This window comes from Promicromonospora alba, from assembly GCF_042654905.1.
Classification (GTDB): domain Bacteria; phylum Actinomycetota; class Actinomycetes; order Actinomycetales; family Cellulomonadaceae; genus Promicromonospora; species Promicromonospora alba.
Window position 1 is genome coordinate 378,044 of record NZ_JBHSFI010000004.1, and the last position, 23,946, is coordinate 401,989.

22 protein-coding genes are annotated in these 23,946 nt (G+C 70.9%); 8 read left to right on the top strand and 14 right to left on the bottom strand.

What is annotated here, in order from left to right:
* Positions 1-41 precede the first annotated feature (41 nt).
* Positions 42-773: an MIP/aquaporin family protein gene (locus tag ACFO6V_RS12690; protein ID WP_377135850.1), complete on the top strand. Its 732-nt coding sequence runs from the start codon at positions 42-44 to the stop codon at positions 771-773.
* Between the two features lie 49 nt (positions 774-822).
* Positions 823-2,337, top strand: coding sequence for a glycerol kinase GlpK (gene glpK, locus ACFO6V_RS12695; RefSeq protein ID WP_377135852.1), 1,515 nt, complete (start codon positions 823-825; stop codon positions 2,335-2,337).
* A gap of 220 nt (positions 2,338-2,557) precedes the next feature.
* On the opposite strand, the gene ACFO6V_RS12700 is transcribed toward glpK, so the two are convergent.
* Entirely contained in the window at positions 2,558-3,151 is a 594-nt protein-coding gene (locus tag ACFO6V_RS12700; protein WP_377135854.1) for a TetR/AcrR family transcriptional regulator, read from the bottom strand.
* Positions 3,135-3,845 carry a YqeB family protein gene (locus tag ACFO6V_RS12705; RefSeq protein WP_377135856.1) on the bottom strand — a complete coding sequence of 237 codons (711 nt, stop codon included), beginning with the start codon at positions 3,843-3,845 and terminating at the stop codon, positions 3,135-3,137. Before ACFO6V_RS12705 ends, ACFO6V_RS12700 begins: the two co-directional genes overlap by 17 nt.
* Positions 3,846-4,107: 262 nt before the next feature.
* On the opposite strand from ACFO6V_RS12705, the gene ACFO6V_RS12710 reads away from it, so the two are divergent.
* Together ACFO6V_RS12710 and ACFO6V_RS12715 are read left to right on the top strand one after the other, a co-directional pair.
* On the top strand, positions 4,108-5,403 hold the full coding sequence (locus tag ACFO6V_RS12710) for an alpha/beta fold hydrolase (RefSeq protein ID WP_377135858.1): 1,296 nt from the start codon (positions 4,108-4,110) through the stop codon (positions 5,401-5,403).
* A gap of 50 nt (positions 5,404-5,453) precedes the next feature.
* Entirely contained in the window at positions 5,454-5,759 is a 306-nt protein-coding gene (locus ACFO6V_RS12715; RefSeq protein ID WP_377135860.1) for a hypothetical protein, read from the top strand.
* Here the strand turns inward: ACFO6V_RS12715 and ACFO6V_RS12720 are convergent.
* Positions 5,748-6,425: a hypothetical protein gene (locus ACFO6V_RS12720; protein WP_377135862.1), complete on the bottom strand. Its 678-nt coding sequence runs from the start codon at positions 6,423-6,425 to the stop codon at positions 5,748-5,750. The genes ACFO6V_RS12715 and ACFO6V_RS12720 overlap by 12 nt on opposite strands.
* A 136-nt stretch (positions 6,426-6,561) precedes the next feature.
* Complete coding sequence (locus ACFO6V_RS12725) at positions 6,562-8,061, bottom strand: helix-turn-helix domain-containing protein (protein WP_377135864.1); 1,500 nt, start codon at positions 8,059-8,061, stop codon at positions 6,562-6,564.
* Positions 8,062-8,237: 176 nt separating this feature from the next.
* On the opposite strand from ACFO6V_RS12725, the gene ACFO6V_RS12730 reads away from it, so the two are divergent.
* Complete coding sequence (locus tag ACFO6V_RS12730) at positions 8,238-10,151, top strand: phosphoenolpyruvate carboxykinase (GTP) (protein WP_377135866.1); 1,914 nt, start codon at positions 8,238-8,240, stop codon at positions 10,149-10,151.
* A gap of 143 nt (positions 10,152-10,294) precedes the next feature.
* On the opposite strand, the gene ACFO6V_RS12735 is transcribed toward ACFO6V_RS12730, so the two are convergent.
* Both ACFO6V_RS12735 and trpS read right to left on the bottom strand, forming a co-directional pair.
* Positions 10,295-10,783: a hypothetical protein gene (locus tag ACFO6V_RS12735; RefSeq protein ID WP_377135868.1), complete on the bottom strand. Its 489-nt coding sequence runs from the start codon at positions 10,781-10,783 to the stop codon at positions 10,295-10,297.
* Between the two features lie 98 nt (positions 10,784-10,881).
* Entirely contained in the window at positions 10,882-12,015 is a 1,134-nt protein-coding gene (gene trpS / locus ACFO6V_RS12740; RefSeq protein ID WP_377135870.1) for a tryptophan--tRNA ligase, read from the bottom strand.
* 233 nt (positions 12,016-12,248) lie between these two features.
* On the opposite strand from trpS, the gene ACFO6V_RS12745 reads away from it, so the two are divergent.
* A complete protein-coding gene (locus ACFO6V_RS12745) occupies positions 12,249-12,749 on the top strand; it encodes a tRNA (cytidine(34)-2'-O)-methyltransferase (RefSeq protein ID WP_377135872.1) in 501 nt (166 codons plus the stop codon).
* Between the two features lie 24 nt (positions 12,750-12,773).
* Here ACFO6V_RS12745 and ACFO6V_RS12750 read toward each other — a convergent pair whose 3' ends face one another.
* From ACFO6V_RS12750 to ACFO6V_RS12765, 4 genes are all read right to left on the bottom strand, one after another.
* Complete coding sequence (locus ACFO6V_RS12750) at positions 12,774-13,517, bottom strand: VOC family protein (RefSeq protein WP_377135874.1); 744 nt, start codon at positions 13,515-13,517, stop codon at positions 12,774-12,776.
* Between the two features lie 68 nt (positions 13,518-13,585).
* Positions 13,586-14,254, bottom strand: coding sequence for a ThuA domain-containing protein (locus ACFO6V_RS12755; RefSeq protein WP_377135876.1), 669 nt, complete (start codon positions 14,252-14,254; stop codon positions 13,586-13,588).
* Positions 14,255-14,282: 28 nt separating this feature from the next.
* Positions 14,283-15,254 carry an NAD(P)-dependent alcohol dehydrogenase gene (locus ACFO6V_RS12760; RefSeq protein WP_377135878.1) on the bottom strand — a complete coding sequence of 324 codons (972 nt, stop codon included), beginning with the start codon at positions 15,252-15,254 and terminating at the stop codon, positions 14,283-14,285.
* Positions 15,251-15,748 (bottom strand): nitroreductase family deazaflavin-dependent oxidoreductase, encoded by a 498-nt coding sequence (locus ACFO6V_RS12765; protein WP_377135880.1) that lies wholly within the window; start codon positions 15,746-15,748, stop codon positions 15,251-15,253. The genes ACFO6V_RS12760 and ACFO6V_RS12765 overlap by 4 nt, the downstream gene beginning before the upstream one ends.
* Positions 15,749-15,852: 104 nt before the next feature.
* Here ACFO6V_RS12765 and ACFO6V_RS12770 point away from each other — a divergent pair, with 104 nt between their 5' ends.
* Entirely contained in the window at positions 15,853-16,605 is a 753-nt protein-coding gene (locus ACFO6V_RS12770; protein ID WP_377135882.1) for a TetR/AcrR family transcriptional regulator, read from the top strand.
* Between the two features lie 6 nt (positions 16,606-16,611).
* On the opposite strand, the gene ACFO6V_RS12775 is transcribed toward ACFO6V_RS12770, so the two are convergent.
* The 4 genes from ACFO6V_RS12775 to ACFO6V_RS12790 form a co-directional block, all read right to left on the bottom strand.
* The gene (locus ACFO6V_RS12775) at positions 16,612-17,838 is read right to left on the bottom strand and encodes an NAD(P)/FAD-dependent oxidoreductase (protein WP_377136605.1); all 1,227 of its coding nucleotides are present in this window, start codon (positions 17,836-17,838) and stop codon (positions 16,612-16,614) included.
* Positions 17,839-17,991: 153 nt separating this feature from the next.
* On the bottom strand, positions 17,992-19,047 hold the full coding sequence (locus tag ACFO6V_RS12780; protein ID WP_377135884.1) for an aldo/keto reductase: 1,056 nt from the start codon (positions 19,045-19,047) through the stop codon (positions 17,992-17,994).
* Between the two features lie 117 nt (positions 19,048-19,164).
* A complete protein-coding gene (locus tag ACFO6V_RS12785) occupies positions 19,165-20,085 on the bottom strand; it encodes a glycoside hydrolase family 19 protein (RefSeq protein WP_377135886.1) in 921 nt (306 codons plus the stop codon).
* A 214-nt stretch (positions 20,086-20,299) separates the two neighbouring features.
* Positions 20,300-21,346 (bottom strand): LacI family DNA-binding transcriptional regulator, encoded by a 1,047-nt coding sequence (locus ACFO6V_RS12790; protein ID WP_377135888.1) that lies wholly within the window; start codon positions 21,344-21,346, stop codon positions 20,300-20,302.
* 307 nt (positions 21,347-21,653) lie between these two features.
* Here ACFO6V_RS12790 and ACFO6V_RS12795 point away from each other — a divergent pair, with 307 nt between their 5' ends.
* Complete coding sequence (locus ACFO6V_RS12795; RefSeq protein ID WP_377135890.1) at positions 21,654-23,906, top strand: discoidin domain-containing protein; 2,253 nt, start codon at positions 21,654-21,656, stop codon at positions 23,904-23,906.
* Positions 23,907-23,946: the final 40 nt, after the last annotated feature.

A 23,946-nucleotide genomic window follows, 5' to 3' on the forward strand; every position in this document is an offset into this window, starting at 1 on the left:
CCCGTACGCCGACAGAGCAGTCGGCAGAAAGCGAGTCAGTGATGAACGCATTCACGGACATCATGGTGCCGGAGTTCCTCGGCACGATGATCCTGATCCTGGCCGGTGCCGGCGTCGTGGCGAACGCGATCCTGCCGAAGAACAAGGGGTTCAACGGCGGCTGGCTGATGATCAACTTCGGCTGGGGCCTCGCGGTCTTCGCCGGCGTGTTCGTCGCCTTCAAGTCCGGGGCGCACATCAACCCCGCGGTGACGCTCGGGATCCTGTCCAGCGGGGCCGAGGAGTTCGCCGAGGGAGTCCCCGCCAACTTCGTCAACATGATCTTCTACTGGGTCGCCCAGCTCGTCGGCGCCTTCGTCGGCGCAGTCCTCGCGTACCTGGCGCACAAGAAGCACTTCGACCTGGACGCCGACCCGGCCGTCAAGCTCGGTGTCTTCTCCACAGGCCCGGAGATCCGCTCATACACGTGGAACTTCGTCACCGAGGTGATCGCCACGTTCATGCTGGTCTTCGTGATCCTGTCGTTCGCCAACTGGCCGGGAGACATGGGCCCGCTCGCGGCCGCCCTCCTCGTCGTCGGTATCGGCGCAAGCCTTGGTGGCCCCACCGGGTACGCCATCAACCCGGCGCGTGACTTCGGCCCGCGCATCGCACACTTCGTCCTGCCCATCCCGGGCAAGGGCTCCAGCGACTGGGCCTACTCGTGGGTGCCGGTGGTCGGGCCGCTGGTAGGCGGCGCGCTCGGCGGCCTGGTCGCGGCCGCCGTCGCCTGATACGACGCGGCACACAAGCAGACTGAAACAGACAAGGGAGTCAACACCGATGGCTGACTACGTACTCGCGATCGACCAGGGCACCACGAGCACCAGGGCGATCGTGTTCAACCACGCCGGGACCATCGTGTCCACCGGCCAGCTCGAGCACGACCAGATCTTCCCCAAGGCCGGCTGGGTGGAGCACAAGCCCGACCAGATCTGGGACAACACCCGCCAGGTCGTCGGGCTCGCGCTCACCAAGGCGAACCTCAACCACACCGACCTCGCCGCGGTGGGCATCACCAACCAGCGCGAGACCACCGTGGTCTGGGACAAGACGACCGGCAAGCCGGTGTACAACGCCATCGTGTGGCAGGACACGCGCACGCAGGCCATCGTCGACGAGCTGGCCGGGTCCGAGGGCGCGGACAAGTACAAGTCGATAGTCGGCCTGCCGCTGGCCACCTACTTCTCCGGCCCCAAGGTGAAGTGGATCCTCGACAACGTCGAGGGCGCGCGGGAGGCCGCCGAGCGCGGTGACCTCCTGTTCGGCAACACCGACGCGTGGGTCCTGTGGAACATGACCGGCGGGCCTGACGGCGGCGTGCACGTCACCGACGTCACGAACGCGTCGCGCACGATGCTCATGGACCTCGACACGCTGTCCTGGCGTGAGGACATCGCCGCGGACATGGGCATCCCGCTCTCGATGCTCCCCGAGATCCGCTCCTCCTCCGAGGTGTACGGCAACGGCCGCCCGAGGGGGATGGTGCCCGGCGTGCCGATCTCCGGCATCCTCGGCGACCAGCAGGCGGCCACCTTCGGGCAGGCGTGCTTCGACGTCGGTACCGCCAAGAACACGTACGGCACCGGCAACTTCATGCTGCTCAACACCGGCACCGAGAAGGTCCCGTCCGAGAACGGCCTGCTCACCACCGTCTGCTACAAGATCGGCGACGCGGCTCCGATCTACGCCCTCGAAGGGTCCATCGCCGTCACGGGATCGCTGATCCAGTGGCTCCGCGACAACCTGGGCCTGTTCCACGACGCGCCCGACGTCGAGTGGTACGCCCGCAAGGTCGAGGACAACGGTGGCGCCTACTTCGTGCCCGCGTTCTCCGGCCTGTTCGCGCCGTACTGGCGGCCCGACGCCCGCGGTGCGCTCGTCGGCCTGACCCGGTACGTCAACCGGAACCACATCGCGCGGGCCGCGCTGGAGGCGACGGCGTTCCAGACCCGCGAGGTGATGGACGCCATGAACGCCGACTCCGGCGTGGACCTCACCGAGCTCAAGGTCGACGGCGGCATGGTCGCCAACGAGCTGCTCATGCAGTTCCAGGCGGACCAGCTCGGGGTGCCCGTCATCCGGCCCGTCGTCGCGGAGACGACGGCGCTCGGTGCGGCGTACGCGGCGGGCATCGCGGTCGGCTTCTGGAACGGTGAGGCGGACGTCATCGCTAACTGGGCCGAGGACCGGCGGTGGGAGCCTTCGATGGAGGAGGAAGAGCGAGAGCGTCAGTACCGGAGCTGGAAGAAGGCCGTGACGAAGACGTTCGACTGGGTGGACTCTGACGTTTCTTGAGTTTCGCTCTCCGTGGCTGGGTCCTGTGGCCGGGTCCGCGGAGGGCAAGGAAGGCCTTGTCCGGCAGCGTTCACGCGCCCCAGGGGGCGCTCCACTTCGGGAACGTCTTACTGCCGGACAAGGCCTTCCTTGCCCTCCGCTCGCCTTTCGCGTCGCCTTGGTCGCGGGGTGCGTCCATCAGCCACTTGGTGGGTTGGCGGGGCGGTGGGGATGGCTTGGGTCAGGGGGACAGGAAGCGGCGGGCCGTGTCGACGAGGGTTGCCTTTTCCGCCTGCGCGGTGAAATGCTCCTCGTCGGCTATGCGGCCGAGGAAGCCGTCGGTGAGCAGGTAGAGCCACGAGGTGATGCGGGCCGGGGTGAGGTCGGTCCTGATCTGGCCCGCTTGCTGGGCCTTCTCGACCCAGGGCAGGAGCAGGTCGCGCTGTGTCCGGGCGTCCTCCTCGAGCTTGGCGGCGACGTCCGGCTGCTGCATGACGCCGCCCACCGCGCGGACGAAGCCCGGCATCCGTGGGTCCGCGGCGTCGTCCGCGCCGCGCTCGACGATGTCGAGGAGGACGCCGAGCGGGTCGGTCCGGTCTGCGTAGAGCTCCGCCTGCTCGCGGACCTCCTGGATACCGAGCGTCAGGATCGCGAGCAGCAGGTCCAGCTTGGTCGGGAAGTAGTGGAAGAACGTGCCCGACCCGATGCCCGCCCGTCGGCAGATCTCGGCGGTCGTTGCGCCGTCGTACCCGCGCTCGGCGAAGACCGTCAGGGCGGCGTCGATGATGACGAGCCTGCGCGCCTCGTGGCGGGCCGGGTCAACGGTCCGTGCCACGCGCGCCTTCGTCGGCCGACGCCACCCGGCGCGCCTGGATCCGGTCGTCGCGGACCCGTGCCACCAGTCCGAGCGCGGCCAGGTCGTCGTCTGCCTTGCGGAGGCCGGCAGCGTCCTTGCGGTCCTCGAGCCGACGGCGGAGCGCCTCGTTCTCCGCGGCGGTGAACCCGGGGCGCCCGTCGAGCCAGCGCTCGAACCGCTCCTCGTACGGGTCCGCGTCGTGCCACGGCCAGCGGTGCTGCTCCAGGGCGGCCTGGACCTTGGCCCAGGACAGGGTGTCGGCGTCGAGCCGGGCGCGGAGCCCGCCGTCGGGCCGTAGGAGCACGAGGTACCTCGTGTCGCGGAACGCGGCACCGACGTCGGACCGCTCGATCCACACCTCGCGCTCGTCCTGCCGGTGTTCCAGGTGGTCGTCCGCGACGCTCAGGGCGGGCGCCTCGCCCACCGTCATGAAGGCGACGAACGCGCCGCCGAGCAGGCCGAGCCCGCCCAGGATGCCGAGGGTCCAGGCCAGCGGCATCGACTCGATGAGCTCGACGAGCCTGGGCACCGGCAGCGGCGTCGCCTCGATCAGGCCGGCGAGGCCGCCGGCCAGAGCCGAGGCGAACCAGCCGAGCACGAGGCCGATCACGAGCACGCCCAGGCCGAGCAGGACGGGTAGTGCGGGGTGCTGGCGCACCTCTGTGGTCGTCATGGTCCGATTATTGGAGCACGCACTCCATTAATGCAACGGGTTTTACCCGGGACCGACCAGCTGAGCGATCATCCGGGATGCAGCTCCTTGAACCACTCCGGGAGCCGCTCGGCCACCGTCGCGATGTTCAGCACTGTGTGCTCACCGAAACCCCTGCTCCGCTCGCCGTCGAACGTCCCTGCCAGATAGGCCTCCCGCCCTTCGGAGACCTGTGATCAGAGTTCCCTGTTGAAGGATCGGCCCGCACCGATAGCGTGACCCCGTGCCCATCAGTTACACCCTTCCCGGCGTCCACATCACCGACCACTCCGTCGATGTCCCGCTCGACTGGTCCCAGCCCGACGGCTCGCCGACGATCTCCGTGTTCGCCCGCGAGCTCGTGGATCCCACCCGCCGCACCGAGGACCTGCCCCTCCTCGTGTTCCTGCAGGGTGGACCCGGCGGCAAGGGCCCGCGCCCGACCGGCCCGGACGGCTGGGTGGGCACCGCGCTGAAGCGGTTCCGCGTGGTGCTGCTGGACCAGCGCGGTACCGGACGCTCCAGCGCGGTCCGGGCGGCCTCGCTCGGCGACCTCGGCACCGCCGAGGAGCAGGCGGAGTACCTCAGCCACTTCCGCGCGGACAACATCGTGCACGACGCCGAGCACGTCCGGAAGACGCTGTTCGACGGCCGCCGCTGGACCTCGCTGGGCCAGTCCTACGGCGGGTTCATCACCATGACCTACCTGTCGTTCGCGCCCGAGGGCCTGAACGCGAGCCTGGTCACCGGCGGGCTGCCGGGTCTCACGGCGTCGGCCCGCGAGGTCTACGAACGCACCCAGCCACGCGTGGTCGCCAAGAACGAGCAGTTCCGCGCGCGCTACCCGCATGCGGTGAAGTCCCTCGGCCGCATCGCCGACCGGCTCTCCACCGGCAGCGTGACGGAGCCGGGCGGCGACGTCCTGACCGCCCGCCGGTTCCAGTCGCTCGGCATGGACTTCGGCATGCAGCCCGGGTTCGAGCGGGTGCACTGGATCCTCGACGAGGCGTTCGACTCCCCGCACGGCGGTCCCCTGACCGACACGTTCCTCGCCACGGTCGCGGCGGAGACGTCGTTCGCGACCAACCCGCTGTACGCGGTGCTGCACGAGTCGATCTACGCCCAGTCCCACACCGGCCCGACGGCGTGGGCCGCCCAGTCGGTGCGCGACGCCGACCCGGCCTTCGCCGAGAGCGCCCGGCCGCTGCTGATGACCGGCGAGATGATCTACCCCTGGATGTTCGCCGAGATCAGCGCCCTGCGCCCGTTCGAGGCGGCCGCGCACGCCCTCGCCGAGCGGCAGCACTGGCGCGACCTGTACGACCTGCACCGCCTCGCCGAGAACGAGGTGCCCGTGGAAGCCGCCGTGTACTTCGACGACATGTTCGTGGACTCGGCGCTCTCGCTCGAGACGGCGGCGCACGTGGGGAACGTCGAGCCGTGGGTCACCAACGAGTTCGAGCACGACGGCCTGCGCCTCGGCGACGTCCTGAACCGGCTGCTGGACCGTCTGGACGCCCGGGGCGGGCCGCTACGCTGAGCGGCGGCCGGCTCGCGCCGACACGAGATCCGAACCGAACAAAGGGAATCATGACCAATAGCGCGGCCCCAGAGGGCCTTGAGACCAAGGACGACGCGAACGGTCCGAAAGTCACGACGGCCGGCATGACCACCGTCGCCCTCGCCGTCCTTGTGCTTGGGTCGCTCCTCGAGCGCTTCGCGGGGGTCGACAGCGCCTACATCGTCTCGCGCCTCGTGGCCGCGCCCATCATCCTCGTCGCGCTTGTCATCGGCATCCGGCGACGCACGGGACGTGCGCTGATCTGGCCGTCGATCCTGCTGGCGCTCGTCGCCGCTACGTTCGTCGCCGAGCTGGCGGGCCGGTCAGGCACGTAGGGCCGGCACCGAGGCAACGACGTAGCCGTCTACCTCCAGAACGTCACCGGCGGTCAGCGTCGGCTTGCCCGCCGGGACGCAGAGCGTCACCTGGAAGCCCGCCGTCTGCACCCGTGCGGCGGTGAATCCCTGGCCGGTGCGGCCGACGGTGCGCTGCTCGATCGCAAGCACGATGCCGGTCAGGTGTGCGGTGGCGTCGGTCGACAGCGCGTACGCGCCGGTCGGCTCGAAGCTCAGGTCGGGCACGTCGTCGTCGGCCCGGCCGATCACCTGGACGGAGTTGCCCAGCACGACGATCGACACAGGGCCCTCGACCGGCGACGACGCCGAGCCGAGCAGGGCGAGCTCCTCGAGCTGGCAGGCGATCTCGGTGATCACCTCGTCGTCCCGGTTCACGAGCTCGGCGAGCACGAGCCCGCCATCGACGGCCTGCGGCTCGGAGATGATGGCGCCGGGCGCCGCGTAGAACGTCGGAGTGACCACCCGGACCAGGTCGCCCTCGGTGGTGATGATCAGGCGGGCACCGGACGCGTCGGTCCAGATGTGCACGCCGACCTCGCCGTCCTTGGCGATGGTCTCCGCCTCGGCACGGGCCGATGCCACCAGGTCGCGAAAGTCGCTACGTCGCCAGACGTCCAGTCCGATGCAAGCCAGGTTCGATGCCACGGTTGCCTACGCTAACCCGGCAGCGTGCGAAGGACGCGGCGAAAACTCCGGACTTGTCAGAACCCGGCGGACGTGTCAGACGCACAGGTCACTCGGGTGACCTGTGCGTCTGACACGTGGGGCCACGTCTGACAAGTCATTCCGGCGCGTGCTTGTCCAGGAAGGCGTACACCTCTGCGTCGTCCACCCCGGGGAACGCGCCGCGAGGCAGCGCGGCGAGGATCTGCTGGTGCATCCGCCCGGACGGCCAGGCCTCGCCGGACCAGCGTTCGGTGAGCTCGGGGGCCGGACGCTGGCAGCACGCCGGGTCCGGGCACGTGGAGACCCGCCGCACCTGGGTGGCCCGCCCGCGGAACCACTTGGCGTGCGCGTACGGCACACCGACGGTGATCGAGAAGGCGCCGGACCCGCCGTCCGGCCCCCCGGACGGCGACATCGAGCCGGTCTGGGTGGAGCACCAGAAGGTTCCCGCCGGCGTGTCGGTGTACTGGTAGAACTCGGTGGCCCGGTCGCGCCGCTCGAACGCCTCGCGGGCCGCCCACCGCCGGCAGATGAGCTGCCCCTCGATGGCGCCCGTGACGTCCTGCGGGAAGGGGAGGCCGTCGTTCGCGTAGCCCCGGAACAGCGCGCCGTCGGCGCCGACCCGCAGGAAGTGCAGCGGGATGCCGAGGTGGTGCGTCGCGAGGTTGGTGAGCCGCATCGCGGCGGCCTCGTGCGTGATGCCGAACGCGTCCCGGAAGTCCTCCACCGCCAGGTCGCGGTCCCGCTTGCGCGCCTCCAGGAACGGGACGGCCACGAACTGCGGCGCGAGACACGCGGCCGCGAAGTACGTGATCTCGACCCGCTGGCGCAGGAACTCGCCGTACGAGCGCGGCCGGTCGTGCTCCAGCACCCGATGGGCGAGCGCCTGCAGCGCGAGAGACCGCAGTCCGTGCCCTCCGGGGGTCGACGCCGGGGGCAGGTAGATGCGACCGTTCCGGAGATCCGTGACGGAGCGGGCGGAGCGCGGCAGGTCGTCCACGTGCAGCAGGGTGAAGCCCATCTGCTCCGCCATCCGCGCGACCGTACGGTGCGTCAGTGCGCCGCCCGTGTACCCGGCGGCCTTGACCAGCTGTTCCGCGACCGCCTCGAACTGCGGGTAGTGGTTGTCGCGCGCCTCCCGCTCCAGACGCAGCTCGGTGTTGGCGCGGCGCGCCTCCTCGGGCGTCGCGATGGCGAGCTGCTCACGCCGTGCCAGCTCCTCGTGCAGGCCCACGAGCTGCTCCAGCACGGGCATCGGCAGCTTCTGGCTGGGCTTGACGGCGGGCACGCCGAGGGTGGTGAACAGCGGTCCGCGCTGGGCACGGTCGAGCGCGATCTCGAGGGCCGCGCGGCGCGACGGCGGCTCCGCGCTGAGCAGCTCGCTCATCGGCACGCCGAAGGCTTCCGCGATCGACCGCAGGAGCCCGAGGCGCGGTTCACGCCGCCCGTTCTCCACGAGCGACAACAGGCTGGGCGCCGAGCCGACCTTCTCGCCGAGCGCGTCGAGGGTGAGCCCGTGCGCGGTGCGCAGGTGCCGGATGCGGCGCCCCAGGGTGATCAGGTCGGTCTCACCGCGCGCTGACGTCTCGTTCGAGCCCGGCACGTCATCTCCCATCGTGTGATGGCCGTCACCCGGAGACGTCCGGGACAGACCAACAGGAACCCACTCCTTCACACTACGTGAAGATCGGCGATTCTTGACAGCCCGAGGACTGGAATTCGGTCGGATCAACACACAAGAGTGGAAACAAGCCCGCCACCGTGGCCAGCCGTACGACGATCGGAGCGCACATGTCCGTCCTCGCGAACCCCCGCCGAACCCGGCTCGTCGCCGAGCTCGTCGCCGACATGACGACCGGCCAGGGCTCCAGCACGTCCTCCCAGACACGGCTGCGCGCCGTGCCGCCGGTCGGAGAGCAGGACGTGCGCGCCTGGGTGGCGAGCGTCGCCGAGCTCACCCAGCCGGACGAGATCGTCTGGTGCGACGGCTCCGCCGCGGAGAAGCAGCGCCTCATCGACCAGATGCTGGCAGCGGGCACGCTCCTCGAGCTCAACCAGGAGAAGCGTCCTGGGTCGTACCTCGCCCGCTCCAATCCGGCCGACGTCGCCCGGGTCGAGTCCCGCACGTTCATCTGCTCGCAGGACGAGGAGGACGCCGGCCCCACCAACAACTGGGTGGCTCCTGACGAGATGCGCACCGAGCTGAAGGGCGTGTTCGAGGGCTCGATGAAGGGCCGCACCATGTACGTGGTGCCGTTCTCCATGGGTCCCGTCGGCGGCCCGATCTCGCAGGTTGGCATCGAGATCACCGACTCGCCGTACGTCGTCGTCTCGATGCACGTCATGACTCGCGTGTCCGCCGAGATCCTGGACCTCATCGACGCCGGGCAGCAGTGGGTCCCCGCAGTGCACTCGGTGGGCGCACCCCTGGCCGACGGCGAGGCCGACGTCCCCTGGCCGTGCAGCGACACCAAGTACATAGTCCAGTTCCCGGAGACCCGGGAGATCTGGTCGTACGGCTCCGGCTACGGCGGCAACGCCCTGCTCGGCAAGAAGTGCTTCGCGCTGCGGATCGCCTCCACGATGGCACGCTCCGATGGCTGGCTCGCCGAGCACATGCTGCTCATCCGCATCACGTCGCCCGAGCAGCGCCAGTACCACCTGGCCGCCGCCTTCCCGAGCGCCTGCGGCAAGACGAACCTGGCGATGCTGCAGCCCACCATCCCGGGCTGGAAGGTCGAGACCCTCGGTGACGACATCGTGTGGATGCGCCCCGGCCCCGACGGCACGCTGCGCGCCATCAACCCCGAGGCCGGCTTCTTCGGCGTCGCGCCGGGCACCGGCATCGACACGAACCCGACCGCCGTCGCGACCTTCGACCGCGACACGATCTTCACGAACGTCGCCCTGACCGACGACGGCGACGTCTGGTGGGAGGGCCTGACGGCCGAGGCGCCCGAGCACCTCATCGACTGGCAGGGCAACGACTGGACGCCCGCCTCCGACAAGCCGGCAGCCCACCCGAACTCCCGCTTCACCGTGGCCGCCGCCCAGTGCCCCACCATCGCGGACACCTGGGAGGACCCGGCGGGCGTGCCGGTCGACGCGATCGTCTTCGGCGGCCGCCGCGCCACCAACGTGCCGCTGGTCGCCCAGTCGTTCGGCTGGGAGCACGGCGTGTTCATGGGTGCCACCATCTCGTCGGAGCGCACTGCGGCCGCCGAGGGTGCGCTCGGTGAGCTGCGCCGCGACCCCTTCGCGATGCTCCCGTTCTGCGGCTACAACATGGCCGACCACTGGGCGCACTGGCTCGAGGTGGGTGCGGGCATCGAGGAGTCGAAGCGCCCGCGCATCTTCCAGGTCAACTGGTTCCGCAAGGGCGACGACGGCCGCTTCCTGTGGCCCGGTTTCGGCGAGAACTCGCGCGTCATCGAGTGGATCGTCGGTCAGGTCGAGGCGGGGCGCGGCCTGCGGCCGGACGCCTCGGTGGCCTCCCCCGTAGGTAGCCTGCCCGCCCCGGGCACGCTGAACCTGGACGGCATCGACGTGCCGGACGCCGACATCGCCGCCCTCTTCGACGTCCCGACGGAGCCGTGGCTGGCCGAGGCCGAGCTGACCGAGGAGTTCTTCGCGCAGTTCGGCGACCACACCCCGGCCGCGCTGCGTGCCCAGCTCGACGCCCTGAAGGAGCGTCTGGCCCGCTGACTTCGGGCGGCCGACGGCGCGACGCTCATGGGTGGCTACCCCGTCGCGCCGTCGACCGTCCGAACCAAGTTCCCCGGCCGGGTTATTGAGGCATCCCGGCCGGGGATCTCTTTCTTCCGGGGACCGCCGGACGCGCGCCGCGGTCAGCCGCAGAGCTGGTGCACCGTGGTCACCCGCATCGCGCCGCGCCACTCGATGGTTCCCCGCGCGCCGACGCAGACCCCGTTGGCACCCCCGATCGACGCCGGACCAGTGCGGTAGCGGTAGTCCCCGCCCACGCTGGAGGAGCCGCTCCGGGTCCAGATGTCGACCTCGGTGTACGCCCACCGTCCCCAGCTCGGGCCGGTGTGCGCGGTCTCGGCGCACTTGATGCCGGAGCCACGGTCGTGGAAGACGTTCAACCACGCGACCGTACGGCGGCCCACCTTGATCGGCTTGTGCACGATGCGGCTCCCCGGGCAGGCGGTGGCCATCGACCCGACCTGTCCCGCCGACGACGCCGGGGCCGCCGCCACCGCCGGTGCGGCCGGCGCAGGCGCGGCCGCCGCGGCAGTGGCGGGCAGCGCCAGGGTCAGGGCCGTGACCAGCGCCATGGTCCGTCTGCCCCAGGGCTTCCGCGGTGTGGTGATCATGACTGCCTCCATGGATCGATGTGAACCGGCACGCGTGCCCACCGCACGCGCGCCGAACGTAACGGCGGCAGTCGGGGACCCCTCCCGAGGTCGCCTGCTCAGTACCGCATCCCCATCAGGTCGCGGACCTCGTCGAGGGTGCGGTCCGCTATGGCGTTCGCCCGGGCGTTGCCCCTCGCGAGCACCTCGGCGAGGTGCCGCGGTCCCGCTGAGGCGAGCTCCCGGCGTCGGGCACGGAGCGGGCGCAAGCCCTCCACCACTGCCTCGCTGACGATCTCCTTGAGCCGCCCCGCGCCGGCCGAGCCCACCTCGTCGGCGAGCGCCTCCGGCGTCGTCCCGGTGAAGTGGGCGCCGACCTGGAGCAGGTTCGCGATCTCGGGCCGACGGCCCGGCTCGTAGGTGATCACGCGGTCGGCGTCGGTCCTGGCCCGCTTGAAGTACGCCACGGTCTCGTCCTCCGAGGCGCGCAGCTCCAGCGCGTTCCCGCGCGACTTCGACATCTTGGCCCCGTCGTTGCCCAGGATCGTGAGGGACCGCGCGATGAGTGCGTCGGGCTCGGGGAAGTACGGCCGCGCGGCCGAGTACCGCTGGTTGAACCGGCGAGCCACCATCCGGGTGGTCTCGAGGTGCGGCAGCTGGTCCTCGCCGACCGGCACGAGGTTGCCGTGGCAGAACAGGATGTCGGCGGCCTGGTGCACCGGGTAGGTGAACAGCAGGCCGCTCGTCCCCCGTCGGCCCCGCTCGGCCGCGGCTGCCGCCTCGGCCTTCACCGTGGGGTTGCGCTCCAGCTCGGCGACGGTGACCAGCGACAGGAACGGCAGCAGGAGCTGGTTCAGCGCGGGCACCGCCGAGTGCGTGAAGACGGTGCTGCGCTCGGGGTCGAGCCCCGCGGCGAGGTAGTCGAGCAGCACCTCGCGGATGGTTGCGGGCAGGTCCCCGGTGTCGTCCCGGTCGGTGATGACCTGGTAGTCGGCGACGATCAGGAACACCTCGACGCCCAGGTTCTGCAGGCGCACACGGTTCTCGACGGTCCCGAGCAGGTGGCCGAGGTGCAGCGCGCCCGTGGGGCGGTCCCCGGTCAGGACGCGGTACTCCCCCGGGTTCTGGGCGATCCGGCTCTCCAGGACGGCGCTGCGTTCGCGGGCCGCCGCGGCGGACCGGGTGGTGCTGCGTGGTTCGCGGGGAGTGCCCGACGGCGGGGTGGTCGCCTCGGGCGTGGTGGTGACGGACATGTGGGTCTCCTTCGGTCAAGGAGCTGCCCACGCACGGCGTCGGGCACAGAAAAGTCCCGGGCTGCGGCGAGCAGCTCGGGACTGTGCGGGGTGGGCGCGTCAGGTCACGGCTGCGAGTGCAGCCGCCACCAGTTCAGCCCGTGCGTCATGCGCCCAGGTTATGCGGAGGCCCGGGGCTGAGCAATGCCCACGGGCGGGACGGCGCTCCGCCGTCGGGCAGCGAGAATGGGTACGTGCCGCACTCCGCCGATGCCCCCACGCCGACCCCACTCGCCCACGTCGTGTACTTCGAACCCCGCATCCCCGGGAACACCGGGTCCGCGATCCGGCTCGCGGCGGTCACCGGTGCCCGGCTGCATCTGGTGGAACCGCTGGGCTTCGACCTCTCGGAGGCCAAGCTGAAGCGGGCGGGTCTCGACTACCACGACCTCGCCGTCATGGACGTGCACCCGTCGCTGGACGTGGCGCTCGACGCCCTCCCTGACGCGCGGGTCTTCGCGTTCACCACCCGGGCCACCACCCGGTTCACCGACGTCGAGTACCGGCCGGGCGACGTCCTGCTGTTCGGGCCGGAGCCAACCGGCCTGCCACCCGAGGCGCTCGCACACCCGCGGGTCACCGACGAACTACGCATCCCGATGCTGCCCGGACGCCGGTCGCTCAACCTGACGAACGCGGCGTCGATAGCGGTGTACGAGGTGTGGCGGCAGGCGGGGTTCTCCGAGGGGGCGTGACAGGCGAGCGATCGCAGAAGTGATCTAGTGCCGGACGACGAGCACGCGGCCGGGCGCCAGCTCGTACCTCCCGGGCCGCACGCCGGGGCTCGCGGCACCCGCCTGCGCGACCACCGTGACGGGCGGCTCGGCCACCACCCGGTCCGACGTCGGGAACCATGTGCGGCCCGGGCTCACCAGGATGAGCATGCCGTCGATGTGCCCGGCCGGGCTGAACGTCGCCGAGCCGTCCGGGTAGCGGCCGATGCCGGCGTCGGTGAGCCGGTCGGCGGTGCCTGCGACGTCGGGCACCGCGATGCCCACCTCGCTCACGGAGAGCAGGTCGCCGGGGCCGAACCAGGCAGGCTGGGTGCCGGGCACGTGCGGGCTTGAGGCCTTCGCCCCCGACGCGTGCCCGGCACCCAGGTTCGAGGGCAGATCACGGCGCGCGATGACCTCCAGGACCGACCGGTCCGGACCTGGGAAGTAGAGCGACCGCGCGTTCCAGGCCGACTGGGCCTCGAACTCCGTGCGGTCGCCGTCGCTCAGCAGCCCGGGGCCCGCCGCGAGGAAGGTTCGGGCCGCGTCGAACCGCGCGTCGTCGATGAGGAAGGCGTAGTGCTGGTCGCCCTCGGCGTCGGCGTCCTCCCGGAACCGGACCACCGATCGGCCGACGGTGACCTCCACCGCGCCGATCTCCTTCCGTACCGGCAGTCCGAGGACCGTCTCGTAGTACGCGGCGGTCTCCGCGATCGATCGGGTCACCGTGTCGACGCTCATGATCTGCATGCGACCCAGCCAACAACCTCAACCTTGATCGAGGTCAAGCACCTCTTGCGCGGCCGTGGGAGCGGAGGTCAGGCGAGCAGCCAGGATGCCGATCGGCGCAGCAGCTGCTGGTGCCCCGCCGAGGCGTACGAGCGCGCGTCGTGGCCAAGGGCCGAGTAGACGCTGCGTCCGCCGTGCGCGTCGTTGACCCACAGGATCGACTGCTCGGCGCCGTCGTCGTCCGGGGTGGTGCCGAGGATCCGCGTGGCCGGGGCCACCTGCAGGCGGCAGTAGCGCTCGTCGAAGGCCTCGACGGCGTCGAGGCCTTCCGTGACCGGGTGCCCCTGCGCCAACTCGAACCGCGCCTGGCCGATGGGCGGGTGCATCGACTCGCCCGGCACCCAGCGGCCACCGAGCACCGCTGACCAGTCGGGCGCGTCGTAGAACGTGTTGGCCGCCTGGTGCAGGCCGAGCACCGCTCCCCCGGCCCGCGCCCAGCCCGCCAGCCGGGCGTGGAAGGCGAGCCAGTCGTCGTCGGACCCGTCGAACCCGGGGTCCCGGCGGCCCGAGCCGCTGTTCACGACCAGCAGGTCGACGGAGTCCAGGTCGTCCAGCGCGTCCCGGAAGAGCCCCCGGACCTCGACCTCGCCCAGGTCTCCGATGATGCCGGCGACGACGTGCGACGTCGCCGCGTGGTCATGCCAGGGATCCTCGTAGCGTCCGCGGCCGGCCAGGATGAGGATGCGCTTCGTCGTCACGATGCGATCCTGCCACGACGTCCGTGACCTACGGCACCACCAGGATCTTGCCTCGCGCCGCCCCCGACTCGAGGCGCCGGAACGCCTCGGCGGCGGCGTCGAGCCCGTAGCGCCGGTCGATCCGGGGCAGCACGTCGCCGGCGACGAGGAGCCGGGCCAGCTCGTCCAGGTCGGCCCGCTGGTTGGGACGCCAGAAGAACGTGGACATCCGGGTCCCGGTCAGCCTGCTGACGACCGGACCCAGGAGCGCCTTCTCCGCGAACGAGCTGATCCGCCGCGCGACCAGCACGTACCGACCGCCCGGGGCCAGCGAACGCCGGAGCGCTACCAGGGACCGGGTGTCGGCGATGTCGAGGACGACGTCGAACCGACGGTCACCCCGCACGAAGTCCTCGCGGGTGTAGTCGATCACCTCGTCCGCACCCAGCTCACGGAGGAAGTCGAGCTTGTCACCGTGATCGACGGCGGTCACCACGGCTCCGCGCGCCTTCGCCAGCTGCACGGCGAAGGGCCCCACGCAGCCGCCCGCCCCGTTGACCAGCACCCGCTCACCCGGCCGGATCGGCTCGGTGGCGCGCAGGCTCTGCAGGGCGAGCGTCCCCGAGTGCGGCGCGGTGGCGGCAACGTCGAACGACAGGGCGTCAGGCAGCGGCGACAGGGCCGACGCCGGGACGCGCACCCGGTCGGCCAGTGCGCCGTGCCCGAGGTCGAACAGGTCGGCCCAGACCCGGTCGCCCTGCCGGAGGCCGGTCACGTCCGGTCCCACCTCCTCGACCGTCCCGGCGACGTCGACCCCCACCTGGCGGTTGGTCGGCCGGGTGAGGCCGGTGCCGAGGCGGGCGAGGCGCGGGACGCCGAGCAGGTGATCGAGGTCCGCCATGTTCAGGGAGGCTGCGGCGACCCGGACCACCACCTCGCCGGGACCCGGGACCGGGTCCTCGACCGTGGACACCCGGAGGATGTCCACGGGCCCGTACCCGTCCCGGAGCACAGCCCTCATGTGGTGCCCCCCGAGGCGACAGGCACCCGCCGGAGCACGAGGAAGTCGGTCACGCCGAAGAGGCGGGCGACGCCCCGGTCCCGCTTGGACAGGTAGGGCAGGGCCTCGGCCGGTTCCACGAGCTGCGGCGTCACGCGGTGCGTGCGCCCCTCGACCCGGAGCTCCGCGGCGCCTGCCGCACGGATGTTCCGCAGCCAGTCCACGTCCCGCCCGTACGGGAGGTAGACGAGGAAGTCGTCGTCCATCGGATACACGCCGACCGGTGTCGCGTACGGCGCACCCGACCGTCGGCCGACGTGGCGGATCACCGCGGCGGACGCTCCGGGCTCCCCCGCTGTGCGCAGCTCGATCGAGCGGCCGAACCGCTTGCCGAACCTGCGGATGATGCCGAGCCCACGGCGGTTCTTGGTGCGCATCGACACCACCAGGGCGAGGAACCCAGCGAGTACCACCACCAGCAGCCCTACGACCGCCCAGAGGATCCCGGTCCACATGACGTCCACCTTCTCGAAGAGGCTTACGGTGTAAGCCTTACGACGTAAGGTAGGCCGGTGCGCCGAGCCCGTCAAGGGTTCGGCCGACGTAGGATCGCGAGACCATGACTTCACCCAGGACGACGGGCACGGCACCACGGAGCGCCCTGACGCGCGCCCGCGTGCTCGAGTCGGCGGTCGCCCTGGCCGACCGCGACGGCCTCGGGGCGCTCACCATGCGCAGCCTGGCCCGCGAGCTCGGGATCGAGGCGATGTCGCTCTATCACCACGTCGCCAACAAGGAAGACCTGCTGGACGGCGTCGTCGACATCGTCGCGGCGGAGATCCAGGACGTCGTCGGCCGGCTGGAGCCGCTGGCCGACGACGCGCCGCAGTCCTCGTGGAAGCCGGCGATGCGCCGGCAGATCCTCACGGCCCGGTCGGTGCTGCTCCGCCACCCGTGGGCGTCGACCGTCCTGGAGACCAGGAAGTCCTTCAGCCTGCACGTCGTCCGGTACTACGACTCGCTGATCGGACTCATGCGGCGTGGCGGCTTCTCCTACGACCTGGTCCACCACGCCATGCACGCGCTGGGCAGCCGCGCGCTCGGCTTCTCCCAGGAGCTCTTCGAGCCCGACGGCGCCACAGCGGGCTCGGCGGCCGGCGGCGGCGCCAAGGAGGGCGCCGACGACGCCGCCACCGCGATGCTCATGCAGATGGCCGACCAGGTGCCGCACATGGTCGAGATGCTCGCCGCCGTCAGCCATGCCGACGCGGACCCCACCCTCGGCTGGTGCGACGACCAGACCGAGTTCGAGTTCGGCCTGGGCATCATCCTCGACGGGCTCGACCGGCTGGCCGAGCGCGAGAGGAACTGACCCGGGTCAGCGCAGGGGGTCGAACGGCCGGATCTCGTCCGGCACCTGACCGGTGGTGATCAACGCCGCCAGCGCCCGGCCCGTCGCCGGGCCGAGCACCATGCCCCACATGCCGTGACCGCCGGCCACGTAGACGCCGGGTGCGGCCGTCCGGCCCACGAGCGGCAGCCCGTCCGGTGTCACCGGCCGGGAACCTACCCACTCGTCCTCGCGGGAGTCCAGGTCCACACCCTCGAACAGGCCCCGGACGGAGCTCACTATCGCGTCGACGCGGGCGGGCTGGAGCGGCTCGTCGGGCCCGCGGAACTCCATGGTCCCTGCGATCCGCAGCCGGCCCTGGTAGGGGGTGCAGGCCACGCGCCGGGCCGGGAAGTAGACGGGGTGATCGATCGGTGGGCCCGCCACGGGCACGCTGAACGAGTAGCCCCGTCCGGCCTGCACCTGAGTCCGCACCCCGAACCGCTGCGCCAGCTCCGGGAGCCACGCGCCCGTGGCGAGCACCACGGCGTCGGACGTCATGGTGTCGTGTCCGTGGACCGTCGTCTCGACCCCGCCCGGAACCACGCGGACGCCCTCGACCCGGGCGTCCGAGAGCACCTTCGCGCCGCGTGCGCTGACCGACGTCGCGAGGGCCTGCACATAGGCCCCCGGATCGATGTAGCGCTGACCTTCGAGAGTCCAGGTCGACCGCACCGCCCGGGAGAGGTGCGGCACGCGGACGCCGTCGGGCATCCTCGAGAGGCGGACCTCCTGACCGGCCTTGGCCACGGCGCGCAGCTCGTGCACGAACGGCCGTGACTCCCGCTCACGCTCGAACCCGACCACCCAGCGGCTCGGGTGCGACGTCGCGTGCACGCCGCCGGCCTCGAGCTCGTCGTACGCCTCGAGCGCGAGCCGGTCGATCGGGGTCAGGGCGGCCATGGCACGCTGCCACGCACCGTGCGTCGCGTTCGCCATGAAGCGCGCGAGGAATGCCCACAGGGCGGCGTCGAACCGGAAGGGGACGCTGAGGGCTGCATCGGGGTCCAGCATCGCCTTGGGTCCGTAGGCCCAGAGCGACGGGTCGGCCAGGGGCATCGCCATGCCCGGGGTGAGCCAGCCGGCGTTGCCCCAGGAGGCGCCGGACGCGACGCCGTGCCGGTCGAGGACCGTCACCTCCACGCCACGTTCCTGCAGGTGCCAGGCGGTCGCGAGGCCGACCATGCCGGCTCCGACGACTGTCGCGGTCTTCATCTCGGACACGCTCGTGCTCCTTCTCTCCAGGGCCGTACCTCAGTACCCCTCCCCGTCGAGCGGTGAACTCTCTCATCGTCCCGCCACAGGATCGATTCGGCGCGACAGCACAGTGAAGTGCGGTGGAACGTGTGGTGTGGATTCGCTGCGGCGTCAGGCGAGGGGCTGCGCCAGGGGCTCGATCGCCGCGATCTCGTCCTCGGTGAGGGGGCCCGCCGAGAGCGCCGCCACGTTGTCCTCGAGCTGCGCCACCGACGACGCGCCGATCAGCGCCGAGGTCACGCGCGTGTCACGCAGCACCCAGGCGAGCGCGAGCTGCGCGAGCGTCTGGCCGCGGCCCTCGGCGATCTCGTTGAGCGCCTTGGCCCGGCCCAGGTAGTCCTCGGTGAGGGCGCCGGACGAGAGGAACGGCGAGTCCGAACGGGCCGCACGGGATCCCTCGGGCGCCGCACCCGCGAGGTACTTGTTGGTCAGCAGCCCCTGCTGCAGCGGGGAGAACACGATGGTCCCGACCCCCAGCTCGCCGACGACGTCGAGCAGCGACTCGCTCTGCCTGCCGTCGTACGGGTCCTCGTGGGCGGGGTTCTCGATGTGCCGGTTCAGCATCGAGTAGGACGGCTGGTGGATGAACAGCGGGACACCCAGGTCGCGGAGGACCTGCGCCGCCTCGCGCGTCCGAGCCGGCGAGTAGTTCGAGACGCCGACGTAGAGCGCCTTGCCCTGCTGGACCGCCGCGGCGAGCGCGCCCATGGTCTCCTCGAGCGGCGTCGAGGGGTCCGGCCGGTGGTGGTAGTAGACGTCGACGTAGTCGACACCCATCCGGGCGAGCGACTGGTCGAGGCTGGCCAGCAGGTACTTGCGCGACCCGTGGTCGCCGTACGGGCCGGGCCACATGCCGTAGCCGGCCTTCGTCGAGAGGATCAGCTCGTCGCGGTAGGGCTTCAGGTCGGCGGCGAAGTGCCGCCCGAAGTTCTCCTCGGCCGACCCGTGGGGCGGGCCGTAGTTGTTCGCCAGGTCGAAGTGCGTGATGCCCAGGTCGAGCGCGCGGCGCAGGATGGCGCGCTGGGTCTCGAACGGGCTGGTGTCACCGAAGTTGTGCCAGAGCCCGAGGGACAGCGCGGGCAGGTCCAGGCCGGAGCGGCCGGTCCGGCGGTAGGTCATGGTGTCGTAGCGGTCCTCTGCTGCGAGGTACCGGGGTTCGAGAGGCATGCGGTAATCGTGGCACGGCATGCCCGAACCTCCGCACCTGTCAGAAACCCCCGCATGTGTCAGACGCTCAGGTCACTCGGGTGACCTGAGCGTCTGACACGTGGGCTGAGCCTTGGGTCAGCAGTGGAGGTTGCCGCCCGGGTCCACGCCCAGCGCGCTCGTGAAGCGCAGGTACGTGTCGACGCGGCTCTGCACCTGGGCGGGGTTGCCGCCGTTGCACTCGATGCTGCCGTTGATGCTGCGGATGGTCTCGCCGAAGCCGCGGCTGTTCACGATCGCCGCGTGCGGCGTCATGGTGCCCGGGCCGTTCTGGGTGTTCCAGTACCAGAGGCCCGTCTTCCAGGCGATCGCCGAGTCGGTCTGCACGAGACGCGGGTTGTTCAGCAGGTCGATGCCGAGCGCGTCGCCCGCCGCCTTGTAGTTGAAGTTCCAGCTGAGCTGGATGGGGCCCTTGCCGTAGTACTGGTCGCGGCCGGCCGGGCAGCCGTAGGGCTGGGACAGGTCGCAGTAGTGCGGGTAGTTCGCCGTGTTCTGCTCGACGATGTGCACCAGGCCACCGGTCTCGTGCGAGACGTTGGCGAGGAACGCGGCGGCCTCACGCTTCTGGATGGTCTCGCTGCCGCTGTTGGCGAAGCCCGGGTAGGCGCTGAGCGCGGCGACGAGCCCCGAGTACGTGTAGAACGAGTTCCGGTTCGGGAAGAACTGGTTGAACTGGGCCTGGCTGACCGGGAAGTCCTCGGTGCCGGGCGGGTCGACGGGCGGCTCGCCGCCGTCGCAGGTGCCGGTGCGCTCCCAGACTCCCCACTCACCGGTGGTGCCGGGCGTCTCGCCCTGTGTCCACCACTTGGCCCGCCAAGCGGCGCCGGCGTGCGTGACCTGGTTGCCGCCGACATAGACGGCGCCACTGCTCCAGGCAGCAGCGCTGCAGCTGGCGACAGCGGCCTGGGCTGCCGGCGCGGGGGCCGCGAGTGCTGCTCCTGGCGTCAGGAGCGCGGCGACGAGAGCTGCGATCAGTAGCGGTGCGCGACGAGATCTCACGGGAACCACCTCGCTTCCGGTTCTGGGCCGTCGGGCTTCGACGACCGATTTGTTCAGGAACCTAGCAAGGTCGTGGTCGCGGGAGAGTGAGGGATTTCCACACGAACGACTCGTACGTGGTGGACGGCGAACGATGTCGACACGTTAAGTTTCGGCTCGATTTTTAACACTTCCGCAGAACGTGTTAAGTCATCGCACATGTCGCGAGCCGCGCTCACGCCGAGTCGCGGACCACCAGGACCGGCTCGAAGATCGCCGAACGCACCATCGGCTCGTCGGCGTCGATCTGCTCCAGCAGCATGCGCGCCATCTCCTCCGCCATCTTCTCCACCGGCTGACGCACGGTCGTGAGCCGGGGCCGGGTCTGCACCGCCACGGGGCTGTCGTCGAACCCGACGATCGCCACGTCCTCGGGCACCCGCCGGCCGTTGGTCTGCAGCACGTGGATCGCGCCCTGGGCCATGAGGTCGTTCGAGACGAAGACCCCGTCGAGGTCCGGGGCGGTCGCCAGCAGCGCCGCCATCGCGACCTCGCCGCTCTCGAACGTAAAGGATCCCTCGACGCTCGGGACGAACGCGTGGCCACGCCTGGCCGCGGCGTCACGGAAGCCGTCGAGCCGGTCCCGGGCGGACGGGACGTCGACCGGCCCCGAGATCACCCCGAGCCTGCGGCAGCCCCGGTCGAGCAGGTGGTTCGCCGCGAGGCGGGCGCCGTCCGCGTTGGCCAGGTCGACATAGCTCGCGGGGATCGCGTGGCCCGGCCGCGCGAAGAGCACTATCGGGCTCCCGGTACCCAGCAGCTCCTCGGGCAGCGGGTCGTCGGCGTGCGTCGACACGAGCAGGGCTCCGTCGGCATTGCCGAACCGCAGGTAGGAGACCACCTGGGCGCGCGTCTGGTCGTTGTCGGCGAACATCAGGACGGGGTGCACGTCGTGCGGCCGGAGCGTCCGGACGAGAGATCCGACCACCCGGCCGAAGAACGGGTCGGAGAAGACGCCCGACAGGTCCAGCTCGGTGTCCGGATCGGCGTCGGCACCCGAGATGACGACGGCGACAGTGCCCGTGCGCCGCGTGACCAGGGAACGCGCCGCGCGATTGGGCACGTAGCCGGTCTCGGCCACGGCCTCCAGGACCACCTCCTGCACGGCGGGCGCGACCTTGCGCTTGCCGTTGATCACGCGGGACACGGTCGCGCGGGAGACGCCGGCGACCTTCGCCACGTCCTCCAGAGTCGGCGCCGGACGCCGCAGATCCTTGCTCACAGGCTGACGTTAACAGAGTAAGAGCGCTCTCCCATGGACCTGGGGCGGGTGACATGACGGCGCTTCGGGCCGGATCGGCGTCGTCATAAAGCCTGATCAATATGCGCTGTGAGGCTTTAACAACTGCTAAAAACGAGCGGAAGGGTGGCGTCTCGACCCTTGACGGGCCGCCGGGACCGGGTCAAGTATGGGCGGTGTAAGAGCGCTCTCCCAGATCGCGACGCACCGGAGCGACGCGAAGGCAGGCTCAACGACGACCCCGCCCCGGCCCCGTACCTGGCCGACGAGCGGACGGAGAGGAAGACCCATGATCACCACCGGATCACCCGGCGCGCAGGCCGCCCTGCTCCGGCGCGGCCTACGCGCCGGAGCCGCTGCCCTCGCGACCGGTCTGCTGGCGGCGACGGCGCTGGTCGCACCGGCGACGTCGGCCCATGCCGCACCGGTCCTGCTGTCGCAGGGCCGGCCGGCCACCGCGTCCTCCGTCGAGAACGCGGACTACACGCCCGCGAGCGCCGCCGTCGACGGCGACCTCGGCACCCGCTGGGCGAGCGAGTTCAGCGACCCGCAGTGGATCCGGGTCGACCTGGGGCGGTCGGCCGACCTCGACCGCGTGGAGCTGGTCTGGGAGTCGGCGTACTCGACCAGCTACCAGTTCCAGGTCTCCGCGGACGGCAGCTCGTGGTCCACCGTGTACTCGACCAGCTCGGGCGACGGCGGTACCGACACGTTCGCCGTCGACGGGACCGCCCGGCACGTGCGGCTGCTGTCCACTGCCCGGTCGGGCGGCTACGGCAACTCGCTGTGGGAGCTGCGCGTGTTCGGTGAGGGCGGCGGGACCGACCCGGGCGATCCGGGCGACCCCGGTGACCCGACCTACGTGGACCCCGGCCACCCGAACGTGCCCGTGCGCGACTCCGGCCCGAGCAAGGTCGAGGTGGTGGGCGGCAACGGTGCCTGGGACCTGCAGGTCGACGGCCGGCCCTACACCGTGCGCGGCTTCACGTGGGGCCCGTCGTTCAGCGCGGCCGACCACTACATGCCGCCGCTCGTGGAGATGGGCGCCAACACGGTCCGCACCTGGGGCACCGGTGCGGACACCCGCCAGCTGCTCGACTCCGCCGCCGCGCACGACGTGCGCGTGGTGATGGGGTTCTGGCTCCTGCCCGGCGGCGGCCCCGGCTCTGGTGGCTGCATCGACTACCGCAGCGACACGGCGTACAAGTCCGAGACCAAGGCCGACATCCTGCGCTGGGTCGAGACGTACAAGAACCACCCCGGCGTGCTCATGTGGAACATCGGCAACGAGGCGATCCTGGGCCTGCAGAACTGCTACTCGGGCACGGAGCTGGAGCAGATCCGCAACGCCTACGCGGCCTTCGTCAACGAGGTGAGCGTCGCCGTGCACCAGGCGGACCCGAACCACCCGACCACGAACACCGACGCGTGGGCGGGCGCCTGGCCGTACATCGAGCGCAACGCCCCGGACCTCGACCTGCTGTCGATCAACGCCTACGGCGACGTGTGCAACATCCGCGAGGCGTGGGAGACGGGCGGCTACGACCGCCCCTACCTGCTGACCGAGGGCGGTGCGGCCGGCGAGTGGGAGGTGCCGGACGACGCCAACGGCGTCCCGGAGGAGCCGACCGACCTCGAGAAGGGCGCGGCGTACGTGGACTCGTGGCGGTGCCTGCGGGAGCACGAGGGCGTCTCGCTGGGCGCGACGTTCTTCCACTACGGCATCGAGGGCGACTTCGGCGGCGTGTGGTTCAACATCCTGCCCGGCGACAACAAGCGCCTCGGCTACTACTCGATCGCGCGGGCCTGGGGCGTCGACACCTCCGCGATGAACACGCCGCCCCGCATCTCGGGCATGAGCGTCCCCGGCTCGACCGCGGTGGAGGCCGGCGAGCAGTTCACGGTCTCCGTGGACATGACGGACCCGGACGGCGACCCGATCGACGCCAACGTGATGCTGAACAGCAAGTACATCAACAACGCGGGCGGCATCGCGCAGGCGCAGTTCACGCAGACCGCACCCGGCACGTTCCGGGTCACGGCGCCGGAGATGCTCGGCGTCTGGAAGGTCTACGTGTTCGCCGAGGACGGCGAGGGCAACGTGGGCGTCGAGACCAGGTCGTTCCGCGTCGTCGCACCGCAGGTCGACGGCACGAACATCGCCCGGGGCAAGACGGCGACGGCGTCGAGCTTCGACCCGTGGAACGGCGACTGGACGCCCGGCCGCGCCGTCGACGGCGACCCGGCGACGCGCTGGGCCAGCGAGTGGGGGCCGTCCGCCTGGTACCGGGTGGACCTGGGATCGGTGCAGTCGTTCGACCACCTGCAGCTCGTCTGGGAGACGGCCTACGGCAAGTCCTACGAGATCCAGACCTCGAACGACGGCAGCACCTGGAACACCATCCGGACGGTCACGGGCGGCAACGGCGGCGTCGACGGCATCGACGTCTCGGGATCCGGCCGGTACGTGCGCCTCAACCTCACCGAACGCGGCACCGAATGGGGCTACTCCCTGTACGAGGTCGGCATCTACCAGCGGTGACACAGCACGTCAGCAGCCCAGAACAGCATCGAAACCAGCA

Coding starts and splice junctions, on each gene's coding strand:
- ACFO6V_RS12690 (WP_377135850.1), top strand. CDS start 42: ATGAACGCATTCACGGACATCATGGTGCCGGAGTTCCTCGGCACGATG.
- glpK (WP_377135852.1), top strand. CDS start 823: ATGGCTGACTACGTACTCGCGATCGACCAGGGCACCACGAGCACCAGG.
- ACFO6V_RS12705 (WP_377135856.1), bottom strand. CDS start 3,845: ATGACGACCACAGAGGTGCGCCAGCACCCCGCACTACCCGTCCTGCTC.
- ACFO6V_RS12715 (WP_377135860.1), top strand. CDS start 5,454: ATGACCAATAGCGCGGCCCCAGAGGGCCTTGAGACCAAGGACGACGCG.
- ACFO6V_RS12725 (WP_377135864.1), bottom strand. CDS start 8,061: ATGGGAGATGACGTGCCGGGCTCGAACGAGACGTCAGCGCGCGGTGAG.
- ACFO6V_RS12730 (WP_377135866.1), top strand. CDS start 8,238: ATGTCCGTCCTCGCGAACCCCCGCCGAACCCGGCTCGTCGCCGAGCTC.
- ACFO6V_RS12735 (WP_377135868.1), bottom strand. CDS start 10,783: ATGATCACCACACCGCGGAAGCCCTGGGGCAGACGGACCATGGCGCTG.
- trpS (WP_377135870.1), bottom strand. CDS start 12,015: ATGTCCGTCACCACCACGCCCGAGGCGACCACCCCGCCGTCGGGCACT.
- ACFO6V_RS12750 (WP_377135874.1), bottom strand. CDS start 13,517: ATGCAGATCATGAGCGTCGACACGGTGACCCGATCGATCGCGGAGACC.
- ACFO6V_RS12760 (WP_377135878.1), bottom strand. CDS start 15,254: ATGAGGGCTGTGCTCCGGGACGGGTACGGGCCCGTGGACATCCTCCGG.
- ACFO6V_RS12765 (WP_377135880.1), bottom strand. CDS start 15,748: ATGTGGACCGGGATCCTCTGGGCGGTCGTAGGGCTGCTGGTGGTGGTA.
- ACFO6V_RS12770 (WP_377135882.1), top strand. CDS start 15,853: ATGACTTCACCCAGGACGACGGGCACGGCACCACGGAGCGCCCTGACG.
- ACFO6V_RS12775 (WP_377136605.1), bottom strand. CDS start 17,838: ATGAAGACCGCGACAGTCGTCGGAGCCGGCATGGTCGGCCTCGCGACC.
- ACFO6V_RS12780 (WP_377135884.1), bottom strand. CDS start 19,047: ATGCCTCTCGAACCCCGGTACCTCGCAGCAGAGGACCGCTACGACACC.
- ACFO6V_RS12795 (WP_377135890.1), top strand. CDS start 21,654: ATGATCACCACCGGATCACCCGGCGCGCAGGCCGCCCTGCTCCGGCGC.